This window comes from Streptomyces vulcanius, from assembly GCF_042653945.1.
Classification (GTDB): Bacteria; Actinomycetota; Actinomycetes; order Streptomycetales; family Streptomycetaceae; genus Streptomyces; species Streptomyces mangrovi.
In genome coordinates, this window is record NZ_JBHSFK010000002.1 from 331627 (window position 1) to 346044 (window position 14418).

The following is a 14418-nucleotide window of genomic DNA, read 5'->3' on the forward strand; positions in this document are numbered from 1 at the left end:
GACTCTCGCCCCTGCCCGACAGACCCGCCCCGGGTGCGCGCGGTTTCGTGGACCCATGACCACACACGCCGTCCAACTGACGTCCCTACACCGGCGATACGGCCCTGTCGACGCCGGTGTCGCCGCACTCGACGACGTCACGCTCACCCTCCCCCACGGCTCCTTCACCGCCGTCATGGGCCCGTCCGGCTCGGGCAAGTCGACGCTGTTGCAGTGCGCCGCCGGACTCGACCGCCCGACCTCGGGGTCGGTGCGGATCGGCGGCACCGAGCTGACCGGGCTGAGCGAGCGCCGGCTGACCCTGCTGCGACGGCAGCGCATCGGATTCGTCTTCCAGTCGTACAACCTGCTCTCGGCCCTGACCGCCGCCCAGAACATCGCCCTCCCCCTGCGCCTCGCCGGCCGCCGCCCCGCGAAGGCCGACGTGCGCGAGGCCCTGCGGCAGGTCGGTCTCGGCGACCGCGCGGGACACCGGCCGGACCGGCTCTCCGGCGGCCAGCAGCAGCGCGTCGCCCTCGCCCGAGCCCTGATCACCCGCCCCGAGGTGCTCTTCGGCGACGAACCGACCGGCGCCCTGGACTCGACGACCGGCCGCGAGGTGCTCACCCTCCTGCGCGCCATGGTCGACGACGACGGCCGTACCGTCGTCATGGTCACCCACGACCCGCTGGCCGCGTCGTACGCGGACCGCGTGGTCTTCCTGGTCGACGGCCGGGTACACGGCGAGCTGACGGGGGCGGGGACGGACCCGGAGCGCATCGCGGCGACGATGGCCGGTCTGGAGACGAAGGTCGCGCCTCTGGGGGCTCAGGAGGCTCTGGGGGCTCTGGGGGCTCGGGAGGCTCTGGGGGCGAGCCCGTGCTGAGCGTCGCACTGCGCACGCTGCGCGCCCGCTGGACCGCCTTCGTGGGCAGTTTCGTCGCCCTCGCCCTCGGGGTCGGACTGCTCACGGTGATGGGCCAGGCCCTGGCCGCCGCCCAGGAGGCCCCCGTACGCGCCCCGGAACGTTTCGCGGCGGCGCCGGTGGTGGTGCGGGGGCAGGACACCCTGCGGGTGGCGACGGCGACGGGCGAGCGCACGGCGAGGCTCCCGCAACCCCTCGCGATCCCGTCCGCCACCATGGCCGCGCTCCGCGCCCTCGGCCCGGTCACGGAGGACCGGTCCTTCCCCGTCCCGTTGCCGGACGGCGGCCCGGAAGCCCTCGTCGGGCACCCCTGGTCGACGGCGCGCTTCGCCCCGTACGAACTGAGCACCGGCCGCGCGCCCCGGACGGCCGACGAGGTCGTGACCACGGGCACCTGGGCGACGGTGGGCGACCGCCTCCACACGACGGACGGCACGGTACGGGTCACGGGAACGGCACACACGCGTGGCGACGGCGTACACGCGCGTGGCGACGGCGTACACGCGCGTGGCGACGGCGTACACGCGCGTGGCTTCGAGAACGCGATGTTCTTCACCGACGCGCAGGCCGCCCGGCTGGCCCCGGACGGCACGCGGCAGCTGGTGGTGGCGGCCGACCCGGCGGCGGTCCGCTCGGCCGTTGGCTCGCACGCGCGCGTGCTCACGGGCGACGCCCGCCGCTTCGCGGACGCCGACCCCGACCGGGACGCCGAGGCACTCACCGCCCTGAACGCCCTGTTCGGCACGGCGGGCGGAGTGACGGCCTTCGTATCGGTGTTCGTCGTCGCCTCCACGTTCGCCTTCGCGGTCGACCGGCGCCGCCGCGAGTTCGCGCTGCTGCGCACCACGGGTGCCACTCCCGGCCAGCTCCGCCGGTCGGTCCTGGCGGAGGCCCTGCTGGTCGGCACGCTCGCCTCGGCGGCCGGCTGCGCGCTGGGCTCGTACGGCGCCCCGTGGCTGACCCGGCTGGTGGTGGACGGCGGCCTCGCGCCGGCCTGGTACGCGATCGGCGGCCACACCTGGCCCTACCACCTCGCCTTCTGGACGGGCCTGTCGGTCGCCCTGTGCGGTGCGGCAGCCGCGAGCCGCCGGGCCGGGCGGATCGCGCCGGCGCAGGCCCTGCGCGAGGCGTCCGTCGAGGGGCGCGCACTGACACCCGGGCGCCTGCTGTGCGGTACCGCGCTGCTCGGCACGGCGTGCGCGACCCTGGCGTACGCCCTCCTGACCGACCCCGGCGAACTGCTGCACCGCAAGACGTACATCAGCCGCCCGATGCTGCTCATCACGGCGGTGGCCCTGCTCGCCCCGGCCCTGGTACGCCCGCTGCTGCCCCGGCTGCCGGGCGTGATCGGCCTCCTGGTCCGGGAGCACGCGGTCACCGGGGGCCGCCGTACCGCGGCCGTGGCCGCGCCCGTCCTGGTCACGGTGGCCCTCGCCGGCTCCCTGCTGGGCGCGACGGCCACGCTCGACGAGGCCCGCGCGGCGGAGGTGCGCCAACAGACGACGGCGGACTTCATGGTGACGGCGGCCGGCGGTACGACACTGTCGCCGACGGCGCTGGAGAGCCTGAGGCGCGTTCCCGGCGCCTCCATCGGCGCGACCACCGCCGTCTACACCCTGGAGGACGGGGTCGCGCTGGTGAAGTCGGAGGCGCGGGCGGTCGATCCGGCGCGCTGGGCGCGGACCGTCAGCCTGCCGGTGACGTCCGGCCGGGTCACGGACCTCGACGACGACTCGATCATCGTGACCGAGGAGTGGGCGCGGCACCGGGTGGGTCAGCGGGTGCGGGTCTGGCTGGCCGACGGCACGGCCCGAACCCTGCGCATCGCCGCGGTACTGGCCACCGGCACCGGAGACAACGGCGTCTACGTCAGCACGGCCAACTCGGGCGGCGCGGGCGTGAACCGGGTCGACGTACGAACCCGCGCGGACGCCGATCCGGCAGCGGTCGCGACGGAACTGCGGGCGGCGTCCGGCGTGCGGGTGCTGACCAAGTCGCAGTGGGTGCGGGCGTCCAGTCCGCAGAGCAACCGCACAACCCGCCTCGGCGTTCTCCTCGTCCTGGGCATCGCACTCGTCTACACGGGCATCTCCCTGGCCAACACCCTCCTCATGGCATCCGCCGACCGCCGCCGGGACGCGACAGTCCTGCGGCTGGCCGGGGCGTCACGGGGTCAGATCCTGCGGTTCACCATCGCGGAGGCCCTGGCCGTCGTAGGAGTGGGCGCCCTGCTGGGCACACTGGTCACGGCGGCCAACCTCGCCGGAATGTGGGGCGCGTTGCACCTGCTCTCCGCCCCGGCGACGATCGTCGTCCCCTGGCAGGCACTTGCCTGGACGACAGCGGCCTGCGCGGCGACAGCGGTGACGGCGACCATCGCCCCCCGAACACGATAGAGCCCCCGCCGACTTCCGCCGACGGAGGCTCTATGCTGCGTGGACCTGTGGGGATTTGAACCCCAGACCCCCTCGATGCGAACGAGGTGCGCTACCAGACTGCGCCACAGGCCCTTGCAACGAGTGAAACTCTAGCACCCCCGTCGGCGTGCTTGGAAATCCGTTCCCCGAGGCCGGGCGGGGGCTCGGGGCGGGTCACTCGTTGGCGGCACGGGGGCGTTCGCCGTCCTCGTACTGGTCGAACAGCGGGGTGCGGAGGCGTTCGCGAGAGCGGCGGGCGGAGGCCGCGCGGCGGGCGTCGCTGCGTTCGTCGCCCTCGGGACGGTCCTCGCCGTGGTCCGCTTGGTCCGCCTCCCCGGCGTCGCGGTCCTCCGTCGCCTCCTGGTCCGGCGTGACCGTGCTGGAGCGGGCAGAGCTCCAGGCGTCCGGCGCCTCCAGGTCCACGTCGGAGGTCGCGCGCGGCGCCACGGGTGCGGTCACGTACGTCGGCAGCGGGACCGGGACGGGGTCCCAGCTCTCGCCGTGGCCGGGGCGGCGCTGGCGCTCCCGCTGCTGGTCGATCCACTCGGCGTGGTCGGTCTGCTCGACGAGCGCCCTGCGGTCCGCGGCGAGGGCGAGCAGTCCGGGGTCGGTCTCCGGCTCGGGCCGCTCGTGCGGCTCCTCTGCGCCGGCGTCCGGGCCGGGGTCGGTGGTCGCGGCGGCGGACGCCGGTGCCCGGCGGCGGGGCTGGCGTTCCCGCAGCCGCTGGGCGGCGGCCTCGGCGCGTCTGCGGTCCATCTGGTAGGCGAAGCGCCGTCGCTCCTGGGAGCGCAGGTAGGCGATGTAGCCGCTGAGCAGGACGGCGGGCACGCCGGGTGCCCAGAGGAACGTGAGTCCGCCGACGGCCGCGACGACCGCGCCGAGGGTGAACGCGAGGAACAGCATCACGGTCGTTCGGCGACGGCGCGCGAGCGCCTTCGAGCGCTTGGCGCGCGCGGCGGCGGCCTGCGCGGCGGGCGTGCGCTGGGCTGCCGGAACACGCTGGCGGGCCGGTGCCGCGCCTCCCTCACGCGCGGGCGTCGGGCCGGCTGCCTGGTCGGGCGCGGGTTTGGCCGGCGGCTGTTCCCGCTGTTCCCGCTGTTCCCGTGCGGGTCGGGTCGGCTGGGCCGGCTGCCGGTGTGTCGGGGGCATGGCGAAGGCCCGGACGTCCACCGAGTCGGTGGCGGCGTCCGGGACGTCGGCGCCCTGCTCCCCCTCCTCGGTGGAGCGCGCCCGCAGGTCCTTGGCGTACCGGCGCTCCATGCCCGCCCGTCCGGACAGGAGCCGGATGGCGGTGCTGAAGCGTTCCGTCGGACGGGCCTCGTTCAGCTCGTCCTGCCTACGGAGCCACATTGGCACCAAGTAGGCGGCCCAGGCCCCGACAATGACTGCGTAGATGAGGCCGCTGCTGCTCACGCCTCACACGGTAGAGGGGTTTGCGTGAGGCCATCCGCCAATTGGGCCGGTGTGTCGCACGATCTGGCTGATATTTCGAGCTTTTTGTGTGACCGATGCAATCAGCATCCGATCATTATCGAACACGTATTCAATTACCGGGCCCGCTGTGATTCCCATGTGTGTTCTGTGAGTGATTCGCCGAGTCGCTCTCACGGCGGGTTCGGCGCCAGCGGCTCAGCAGGCCCTCCGGCACTTCCTCCGACGTCAGCGCGAAGACGAGATGGTCGCGCCAGGCTCCGTCGATGTGGAGATAGCGCGGTCTGAGCCCTTCCTCACGGAATCCGAGTTTTTCCACGACCCGGCGGCTGGGCCCGTTCTCGGGGCGAATGCAGACCTCGATGCGGTGCAGTCCGACGGTGCGGAAACAGTGGTCCACGACCAGCGCGACGGCCGTGGGCATCACGCCCCGGCCGGCCACCGACTGGTCCACCCAGTAGCCGACGTGTCCGGAGCACATCGATCCCCAGGTGATTCCGGCGACCGTCAACTGCCCGACGAGCCGCCCCTGGTATTCGATGACGAACGGCAGCATCCGGCCAGCGTGGGCCTCGGAGCGCAGGTGCCGGACCATCTGGCGATAGGTCGGCCGGTGCGCGATCGGCCCGCTCGGCGCGGGCGGCGGAATGGTCGCCTCCCAGGGGCGCAGCCAGTCCCGGTTGCGCCGGTTGACCTCGCGCCAGGCCCGCTGGTCACGCAGCTTTATGGGCCGCAGGACGACATCGCCCTCCGCGAGTTCGACCGGCCAGGCTGGGCTGTTCAGCTGGCACCCCCGTGGCTCGGTCTGACGTGGCTCTGTCTGACATGGCTGGGGCCGGGGTGGCTCGGTCCGCGGTGGCTCGGTGCGGGGTGGCTCGGTGCGGGGTGGCTCGGTGCGCGGTGGTCGCCGCCACGGAGCTGATCGACGGCGTGGACCAGCAGGGGCTCCAGGACGGCCAGGCCGTCCTTCACACCGCCGGTGGAACCGGGCAGATTAACGATGAGCGTGCGGCCCGCGACCCCGGCCAGGCCCCGGGAGAGCGCCGCCGTGGGCACCTTCTCGCGGCCGAAGGCCCGGATCGCCTCCGGAATGCCGGGGACCTCGTGGTCGATCACCGCGCGGGTCGCCTCGGGGGTGCGGTCGGTGGGCGAGATGCCGGTGCCGCCGGTGGTGACGATCACGTCGTACCCGGCCTCGGCACCCGCCCGCAGCGCGGCCTCCACCGGGTCGCCGTCGGGCACCACCCGCGGGCCGTCGACCGTGAAGCCGAAGCCTTTCAGGCCCTCGGCGATCAGCGGGCCGCCCTTGTCCTCATAGACCCCGGCGGCGGCCCGGTTGGACGCGGTCACCACCAGCGCGCGATACGGTCCCTCGCTCATGCCCGGCTCCAGTCGCCCGACTTGCCGCCCGTCTTCTCCTCGACCCGTACGTCCGTGATGACCGCTCCCTTGTCGACCGCCTTCACCATGTCGATCACGGTGAGCGCGGCGACGGAGACCGCGGTGAGCGCCTCCATCTCGACGCCCGTGCGGTCCGTCGTCTTCACGGTGGCCGTGATCTCCACGGCGTCGTCCGCGACCGACAGGTCCAGTTTCACACCGGACACCGACAAGGGGTGGCACAGCGGGATCAGGTCCGGGGTGCGTTTGGCGCCCATGATGCCCGCGATCCGCGCGGTGGCCAGGGCGTCGCCCTTGGGGACGCCCTCGCCGCGCAGCAGCTCGATCACGCGCGGTGAGACAAGGACGCGACCGCTGGCGCGGGCGGTGCGCGCCGTGACGTCCTTGCCGGACACGTCGACCATGCGGGCGGCGCCCGAGTCGTCGATGTGCGTCAGTCGGTCGTGCGTACTCATGCTCTGTCGGCGCTCCCGGTCGGGCCTGTTGTGCGCGACACGGTACCCCCAACCAGGGGCGGTCAGCCGAGCAGGACCACCTCGACATCGGCGCCCGGTTCGACCGACTCCACGTCCTCGGGTACGACGATCAGCGCGTCGGCGTGCGCGAGGGCCGCCACCAGGTGGGAACCCGCGCCGCCGACGGGGCGGACGGTGCCGTCGGCGTGGGTGGCGCGCAGGAACTGTCTGCGCCCCTTCGGCGAGGTCAGCGCCTTGTCCGCGGTCAGCCGCGCGCGCGTGGTGGGCCGGTGGACGTCCGGCAGTCCCATAAGGGTGCGGATCGCGGGGCGGACGAACAGCTCGAAGGAGACGTACGACGACACCGGGTTGCCGGGCAGCGCCAGCAGGGGGATGTGGTCGGGGCCGATGGAGCCGAAGCCCTGTGGTTTGCCGGGCTGCATGGCGAGCCTGCGGAACTCGATGCCACTGCCCGCCTCGTCCTCGTCGCCCACGGACGACAGCGCCTCCTTGACGACGTCGTACGCCCCCACGCTCACTCCGCCGGTGGTGACCAGCAGGTCGGCGCGGACCAGTTGGTCCTCGATGGTGGCGCGGAGGGTGTCGACGTCGTCGGCGACCGCGCCCACCCGGTAGGCGATGGCGCCGGCGTCACGCGCGGCGGCGGTCAGGGCGAAGCTGTTGGAGTCGTAGATCTGGCCGTCGCCGAGTTGTTCCCCGGGCTGGACGAGTTCGCTGCCGGTGGACAGGACGACCACGCGCGGGCGGGGGCGTACGCGTACCGTGCCGCGGCCGATCGCGGCGAGCAGGGCGATCTGCGGCGGTCCGACGACGGTTCCGGCTTCGAGGGCGCGGTCCCCGGCCTTCACGTCGCTGCCCATCGCGCGTACGTGCGCGCGTGCCTCGGCAGGACGGTACACACGCACGTGCCCGCCGGCCTGTTCGGGGGCGAGGCCGCGGGCCCGCATCCCGTCGACGGGACCCTCGCCGAGGCCGCCGTCGGTCCACTCCACGGGTACGACGGTCTCGGCGCCGGACGGCAGGGGGGCGCCGGTCATGATCCGGGCGGCCTGCCCGGGGCCCACGAAGAGCAGGTCGGCGGCCTGGCCCGCCGCGATGTCCCCGACGACCTCCAGGGCCGCCGGGAACTCCTCGCTCGCACCCGCGACATCCGCGACCCGTACCGCGTACCCGTCCATGGAGCTGTTGTCGAACGGCGGCAGGGAGACCGTCACCGTGACGTCCTCGACCAGGACACAGCCCTGGGCGTCGGGCAGTTGCAGCTCGATGGGGTCCAGGGGGCGGACGGTGGCGAGGATGTCCTCCAGGTGTTCGTCCACCGACCAGAGGTGGTCCCGGTCGGTGGGGCGCGGCGCGGCGGTGCTCAAAGTGCCTGCATCTCCTCGGTGACGTAACTGCGAAGCCAGGTCCGGAAGTCCGGGCCCAGGTCTTCACGTTCGCACGCGAGTCTGACAATGGCACGCAGATAGTCGCTGCGGTCGCCGGTGTCGTAGCGGCGGCCCTTGAAGACGACGCCGTGCACCGGGCCGCCGACCTTCTCGTCCATGGCGAGCTGCTGGAGGGCGTCGGTGAGCTGGATCTCGCCGCCGCGGCCCGGCTCGGTGGCGCGCAGGATGTCGAACACGCTCGGGTCGAGGACGTAGCGGCCGATGATCGCGTAGTTCGACGGGGCGTCCGCCGGGTCCGGCTTCTCCACCAGGCCGTTCACCTTCACCACATCACTGTCGGTGGTGATCTCCACGGCCGCGCAGCCGTAGAGGTGGATCTGCTCGGGGGCGACCTCCATGAGCGCGACGACGCTGCCGCCGTACTGCTCCTGCACCTGGATCATCCGCTGCAGCAGCGGGTCGCGGGGGTCGATGAGGTCGTCGCCGAGGAGGACGGCGAACGGCTCGTGCCCGACGTGCGGGGCCGCGCACAGGACTGCGTGACCGAGGCCCTTGGGGTCGCCCTGGCGCACGTAGTGCATGGTGGCGAGGTCGCTGGACTCCTGGACCTTGGCGAGGCGCCCGGCGTCGCCCTTCTTCTGGAGGGCCGACTCGAGTTCGTAGTTGCGGTCGAAGTGGTCCTCCAGGGGGCGCTTGTTGCGTCCGGTGACCATGAGGACGTCGTCGAGACCGGCGGAGGCGGCCTCCTCGACCACGTACTGGATCGCGGGCTTGTCCACGACCGGCAGCATCTCCTTGGGAGTGGCCTTGGTCGCCGGGAGGAACCGGGTACCGAGGCCTGCTGCGGGGATGACAGCCTTGCTGATCCTGGGGTGCGACTGAGTCATGGCGGCAACCTTATCCGGTGACTTTGAGAGGAATCTGTAGCTCCGGTTAATAGGTGCTCATATGAACGGATTGGGGCGTTACAGGTGCACCACGCAAGCAACCAGGCACCCGAGCCTGACAAGCGAATGTTGCGACGAGAGTTCCTCACCGTGAGAAACAGGTTGACGGCGGGTGACGTACGGGCGGCCGGGGCCGCGCTGGCCGAGCGGGCTCTGGAGCTGCCCGAGTTGGCGCAAGCTCGCACGGTCGCCGCGTATGTCTCCGTCGGTACCGAGCCGGGCACGCTCGCGCTGCTGGACGCACTGCGCGCGCGGGGCGTACGCGTCCTGCTCCCCGCGCTGCTGCCGGACAACGACCTGGACTGGGGTGCGTACGCCGGCGAAGGCTCCCTGGCCGAGGTCCGGCACGGCGGGCGCATGGCGCTCCTCGAGCCCTCCGGGGAGCGGCTCGGGCCGGACGCGGTGACCGGCGCCGACGTGGTGCTGCTGCCGGGGCTCGCGGTCGACGCGCGCGGTATGCGGCTGGGGCGCGGCGGGGGGTCGTACGACCGCGTGCTGGCCCGTCTGGAGCGCGCCGGGGCGCGCCCGTCGCTGGTGGTGCTCCTGTACGACACCGAGGTCGTCGAGCGGGTGCCCGTGGAGGCGCACGACCGGCCGGTGCGGGCGGTGGTGACGCCGTCGGGGGTGCGGCGGTTCACATGAGAGTGGCCCTCCACGCGCGCGTGGAGGGCCACTCTCATTCACTCGCTACTCGGTTGCTCAGTCGTTCAGGAGGGCTTGAGTACCAGGGTGTCCGTGGTGCTCTTGCCGACCGCCTTGGATGAGAAGGACCAGTCGAGCAGTTCGCCGGCGGCCCACTTGTCGGTCTGGTCGGTGTAGTGGGCGCTGAAGGCGTGTCCGGAGGCGCCGGTGAGGTTGATCCACTTCGACTTGTCGAGGTCGTCGAGGTTGACCACCATGCGCATCGAGGGCACCCATACGACGCCGTAGCCGCCGGCCGCGTTCCAGCCGGTCGCGTCGACCGCCGCCTCGCCGCCGCCGAGCCGCCACGGGCCACGGTTGAGGACGTACTTCAGGAAGCCGGGGCCGGAGGTGCCCAGGGTCTGGTTCTTGAGGAACAGGCGGTGCAGCCGGCCCCAGCTCCAGGTGTCGATGTCCTTGCCGAGCTTCGCGGTCAGCTCCCAGCGGGCGTCGATCATGGCCCGCTTGAACAGGTCGTCACGGTTGTGGTCGGCGCCGGGACGGGTACCCGAGGCGGGCGTGGTCCACCAGGCGCTGTCCGTCTTGTCCATCAGGTTGCGCACGACCTGGAACCAGCGGTCGCCGCCGTCCGGCTGCGCCTGGTCGGCCTCGCGCTGGCCGCACTCGCGGACCTTCTGCGTGTCGTCGACCGGGTTGGTGCTGTTGACCGGGTCGACCCACAGACACTGGCTCTCGACGCGCAGCTCCTTGGGCAGCTTGTTGCCGAAGGCGAGCTTGAGGATGTTGCGCCAGACCGCGTTGAAGTAGGCGGCGGCGGCCGAGTCGGCGTCCTGGGTGTAGTCCCAGCCCTGGAGCAAGTCCTGCGCCTCGCGGACGTCCGGGTCGTCCAGGTTGATCTTCAGGAGGTCGGGCACCAGCTCCTGGGCGATGTCGCTGCTGTTGTCCGTCTGCATCTGGCGCATGTCGTCGGTGGAGATCTTGCCGCCACCCTTGATCTTCTGCTTGATCAGCTCGGTGATCCGCTGGCTGCGGGTGCCGTAGCCCCAGTCCGTGGTGAGCGTGTAGGGGTACTTGTCCGGGTCGATCACGGCCTGGTTGGCGGTGACGATGTAGCCGCGCTCCGGGTTGAACTCGTAGGGCAGCTCGTCGAAGTCGATGGTGCCGGTCCACTTGTACTTCGAGTTCCAGCCGGGCACCGGGACGGAGCCGTTGTCGCCCTTCGCGCGCGTGGGGATCGTTCCGGGCAGCTGGTAGCCGATGTTCCCGTCGGTGTCCGCGTAGACCAGGTTCTGCGAGGGCACGTCGAAGGACTTGGCCGCGTCGCGGAAGTCGTCCCAGTCCTTCGCCTTGTTCATGGCGAAGACGGCGTCCATGCTGTTGCCGGGCTCCAGGGCGGTCCACTTCAGGGCGATGCCGTAGCCGTCGCCGCGGTCGGGCGCGGACTGGTCGACGGTGGCCTTCTGGCCGACCTTCACCAGTTCCTTGTCACGGTCGGACAGCAGGGGCATGCCGTCCTCGGTCTGCCGGACGACGATCTTCTTCGAGGAGCCACCGGCGACCTTGATGGTCTCCTCGCGGGTGGTGAAGGGCCGCACCTTGCCGTCGTACTCGTAGCCGTCGCCGGAGAGCTTCTCCAGGTAGAGGTCGGTGACGTCGGCGCCGGAGTTGGTCATGCCCCAGGCGATGTCCTGGTTGTGGCCGATTATCACGCCGGGCATGCCCGCGAAGGTGTAGCCGGAGACGTCGTACTGGCACTTGCTGGAGACCGTGCGGCAGTGCAGGCCCATCTGGTACCAGACGGAGGGCAGCGAGGCCGACAGGTGGGGGTCGTTGGCCAGCAGAGGCTTGCCGGTGATCGTGTACTTGCCGGAGACGACCCAGGAGTTGGAGCCGATGCCGTTGCCGTTCACCCCGACGGCCGTGGGGAGGTCGTCCAGGGCGTTGTAGAGGCCCTCCAGCTGGCTCTGCAGGCCCACGGTGTCCCCGGAGGTCCCCGAGTTCCCGGAGGTCCCGGACGTGCCCGTGGAGTCGCCGGTGGACGTACCGGACCCGTCGGACGAGTCGTCGCTCGCCTGGAACGTCTTGGTGAGCTCGTCGTACTCGCCCTGCTGGACGATCGTGTTGGACTCGTCGCCGACCTTGTACGGGTAGTCCGGGTACAGGTCCTCGATCTGCTGCGCGCCGAGGCGGCTGGTCATCAGGGCGCGGTCGATCTCGTCCTGCATGTTGCCGCGCAGGTCCCAGGCCATCGCCTTCAGCCAGGAGACCGAGTCGACCGGGGTCCACTCGGCGGGCTTGTAGTCGTTGGTGAAGCCGAGCGCCGCGTACTCGAGGGAGATGTCCTTGCCGTCCTTGCCCTTCAGGTAGGCGTTGACCCCCTTGGCGTACGCCTGCAGGTACTTCTTCGTGGAGTCCGACAGCTCGTCGTCGTACTCCTGCTTGGCGACGCGGTCCCAGCCCATCGTGCGCAGGAACTCGTCGTTGTCGACCTGGTCCTTGCCGAACATCTCCGACAGGCGCCCGGAGGTCATGTGCCGGCGGACGTCCATCTCGTAGAACCGGTCCTGCGCCTGGACGTAGCCCTGCGCCATGAACAGGTCCTCGTCGGAGTCGGCGTAGATCTGCGGGATGCCGTACCCGTCCCGCTTCACGTCCACCGGCCCGGACAGGCCGTCGAGGGTGATGGAACCCTTGGTCTGCGGGAAGGAGGCGCGGACGGTACTGATGGACCAGTAGGCGCCGAAAGCGATGCCGCCGATGACGGCCAGCACCAGTACGAGCACGATCAGACGGGCTTTGCGCCCCTTCTTCCGGCCGGACTTGCCGGGCTTGTCACCCGTTGTGGCGGTGGTATTGGGGGGCATCGCTGTCCTAGCTGTCCTAACGCGAGCGGCAGGGCCGGCTGTCCTTTTGAATGAGCGCTGAAGCAACCATAGGCGCAGGGCCTCACGGCCCTTGACGCGGAGTCGGGTACCAGCACGGAAGGATGTTCGATCTTGCCTTGCCGAGTGTCAAGAAATCGTCAAGAGTTAGGTAAGGTAATGAAGTAGTTGGGTCGGAGGCTTGCAGCGTCCTGTCCCATGTACATGTGCGCCCGCGCGCGAGACGTGCGCGCAAGGAAGGAAACCGCCACTGACTGTCCACGACCTCAACCAGCTCCTGCTCGCCTGCTCGCTCGTCCTGCTCGTCGCCGTCGCGGCAGTCCGGATCTCCTCGCGCAGCGGGCTCCCCAGCCTGCTCGTGTACCTGGGCATCGGCGTCCTCATGGGCACGGACGGCATCGGTCACATCCACTTCGACAACGCCGAGCTGACCCAGGTCATCGGCTACGCGGCCCTGGTCGTGATCCTCGCCGAGGGCGGCCTCGGCACGAAGTGGAAGGAGGTCAGGCCGGCACTCCCGGCCGCCACCGCACTGGCGCTCGTCGGGACCGCGGTCAGCGTCGGGGTCACCGCGGCGGGTGCGCACTACCTGACGGGGCTGGAGTGGCGGCAGGCGCTGATCATCGGCGCGGTGGTGTCCTCGACGGACGCGGCGGCAGTGTTCTCGGTCCTGCGCCGGATCCCCCTCCCCACGCGCGTGACGGGCACCCTGGAGGCCGAGTCCGGCTTCAACGACGCCCCGGTGGTCATCCTGGTGGTCGCCTTCTCCACGGCGGGCCCCGTCGAGCACTGGTACCTGCTGCTGGGCGACATAGCGCTGGAGCTGGCCATCGGCGCGGCCATCGGGCTCGCGGTGGGCTGGCTGGGCGCCTGGGGCCTCAGGCACGTCGCGCTGCCCGCCTCCGGCCTCTACCCGATCGCCGTCATGGCGATCGCGGTCACCGCGTACGCGGCGGGCGCACTGGCGCACGGCAGCGGCTTCCTGGGCGTCTACCTCGCCTCGATGGTCATGGGCAACGCGAAGCTGCCGCACTGGCCCGCCACGCGCGGGTTCGCCGACGGACTCGGCTGGATCGCCCAGATCGGCATGTTCGTCCTGCTCGGCCTCCTGGTCACCCCGCACGAACTGGGCGACGACGTGGTGCCCGCACTGGTCATCGGCCTGGTGCTGACCATGGTGGCGCGTCCGCTGAGCGTGCTGCTGTGCCTGACGCCGTTCCGGGTGCCGTGGCCGGAGCAGGCGCTGATGTCCTGGGCGGGGCTGCGCGGGGCCGTCCCCATCATCCTGGCGACGATCCCCATGGTGAGCGGCGTGGCGGGCAGCCGCCACATCTTCAACATCGTCTTCGTCCTGGTCGTCGTCTACACGCTCGTCCAGGGGCCGACGCTGCCCTGGCTGGCCCGCAAGCTGCGCCTCGGCGAGGACTCCGAGGCGGCCGACCTCGGCGTCGAGTCGGCGCCACTGGAGCGGCTGCGCGGGCATCTGCTGTCCGTCGCGATCCCCAAGGGGTCGAAGATGCACGGCGTCGAGGTGAACGAGCTGCGGCTGCCGGCCGGGGCCGCCGTCACCCTCGTCGTACGCGACGGAAAATCGTTTGTTCCGCTGCCGACGACGGTGCTGCGGCACGGCGACGAACTCCTGGTAGTCGCCACCGACCCGGTGCGCGACGCGGCCGAGCGGCGGCTGCGCGCGGTCGGCCACGGCGGCAAGCTGGCCGACTGGCTGGGCACCGGCGAACCACGTTAAGGGCACGTTTCGGGGTGCTCACTCTCACAGGCCGGGGCCACGCCACCCCCTGTACGATGGACGCTCACCTTGATCGAACCAACTCTGTCTGACGCAGAGCTGGCGCGACCGTATGGCGGCCGGGCTTCCCGCAATGGGCGCCGGTATCTACCGCAGCGCGCAAGAGGACAGCTCTCGGCGCCC

At 71.4% G+C, this 14418-nt stretch carries 11 protein-coding genes and 1 tRNA gene; 4 read left to right on the top strand and 8 right to left on the bottom strand.

The window, feature by feature from the left end:
• The first annotated feature begins 55 nt into the window (after window positions 1–55).
• The gene (locus tag ACFPIH_RS03955; protein ID WP_381168196.1) at window positions 56–865 is read left to right on the top strand and encodes an ABC transporter ATP-binding protein; all 810 of its coding nucleotides are present in this window, start codon (window positions 56–58) and stop codon (window positions 863–865) included.
• Entirely contained in the window at window positions 859–3300 is a 2442-nt protein-coding gene (locus ACFPIH_RS03960; RefSeq protein ID WP_381168198.1) for an FtsX-like permease family protein, read from the top strand. Before ACFPIH_RS03955 ends, ACFPIH_RS03960 begins: the two co-directional genes overlap by 7 nt.
• A gap of 40 nt (window positions 3301–3340) precedes the next feature.
• Here ACFPIH_RS03960 and ACFPIH_RS03965 read toward each other — a convergent pair.
• The 7 genes from ACFPIH_RS03965 to galU form a co-directional block, all read right to left on the bottom strand.
• Window positions 3341–3414: transfer RNA gene (locus ACFPIH_RS03965), tRNA-Ala, on the bottom strand.
• A gap of 81 nt (window positions 3415–3495) precedes the next feature.
• Window positions 3496–4734, bottom strand: coding sequence for a divisome protein SepX/GlpR (gene sepX / locus ACFPIH_RS03970; RefSeq protein WP_381168200.1), 1239 nt, complete (start codon window positions 4732–4734; stop codon window positions 3496–3498).
• Between the two features lie 130 nt (window positions 4735–4864).
• Complete coding sequence (locus tag ACFPIH_RS03975; RefSeq protein ID WP_381168492.1) at window positions 4865–5536, bottom strand: GNAT family N-acetyltransferase; 672 nt, start codon at window positions 5534–5536, stop codon at window positions 4865–4867.
• On the bottom strand, window positions 5533–6132 hold the full coding sequence (locus ACFPIH_RS03980) for a MogA/MoaB family molybdenum cofactor biosynthesis protein (RefSeq protein ID WP_381168202.1): 600 nt from the start codon (window positions 6130–6132) through the stop codon (window positions 5533–5535). The genes ACFPIH_RS03975 and ACFPIH_RS03980 overlap by 4 nt, the downstream gene beginning before the upstream one ends.
• Complete coding sequence (moaC, locus tag ACFPIH_RS03985) at window positions 6129–6608, bottom strand: cyclic pyranopterin monophosphate synthase MoaC (RefSeq protein ID WP_381168204.1); 480 nt, start codon at window positions 6606–6608, stop codon at window positions 6129–6131. Before moaC ends, ACFPIH_RS03980 begins: the two co-directional genes overlap by 4 nt.
• Before the next feature lie 62 nt (window positions 6609–6670).
• Entirely contained in the window at window positions 6671–7996 is a 1326-nt protein-coding gene (glp, locus tag ACFPIH_RS03990) for a molybdotransferase-like divisome protein Glp (protein ID WP_381168206.1), read from the bottom strand.
• A complete protein-coding gene (gene galU, locus ACFPIH_RS03995) occupies window positions 7993–8904 on the bottom strand; it encodes a UTP--glucose-1-phosphate uridylyltransferase GalU (RefSeq protein ID WP_381168208.1) in 912 nt (303 codons plus the stop codon). The genes glp and galU overlap by 4 nt, the downstream gene beginning before the upstream one ends.
• Before the next feature lie 126 nt (window positions 8905–9030).
• Between galU and ACFPIH_RS04000 the strand changes: the two genes are divergently transcribed.
• Window positions 9031–9606: a 5-formyltetrahydrofolate cyclo-ligase gene (locus tag ACFPIH_RS04000; protein WP_381168210.1), complete on the top strand. Its 576-nt coding sequence runs from the start codon at window positions 9031–9033 to the stop codon at window positions 9604–9606.
• A gap of 65 nt (window positions 9607–9671) precedes the next feature.
• Here ACFPIH_RS04000 and ACFPIH_RS04005 read toward each other — a convergent pair whose 3' ends face one another.
• Entirely contained in the window at window positions 9672–12470 is a 2799-nt protein-coding gene (locus ACFPIH_RS04005; RefSeq protein WP_381168212.1) for a penicillin acylase family protein, read from the bottom strand.
• A 199-nt stretch (window positions 12471–12669) separates the two neighbouring features.
• Between ACFPIH_RS04005 and ACFPIH_RS04010 the strand changes: the two genes are divergently transcribed.
• Window positions 12670–14235, top strand: coding sequence for a potassium/proton antiporter (locus ACFPIH_RS04010; protein ID WP_381168214.1), 1566 nt, complete (start codon window positions 12670–12672; stop codon window positions 14233–14235).
• Window positions 14236–14418: the final 183 nt, after the last annotated feature.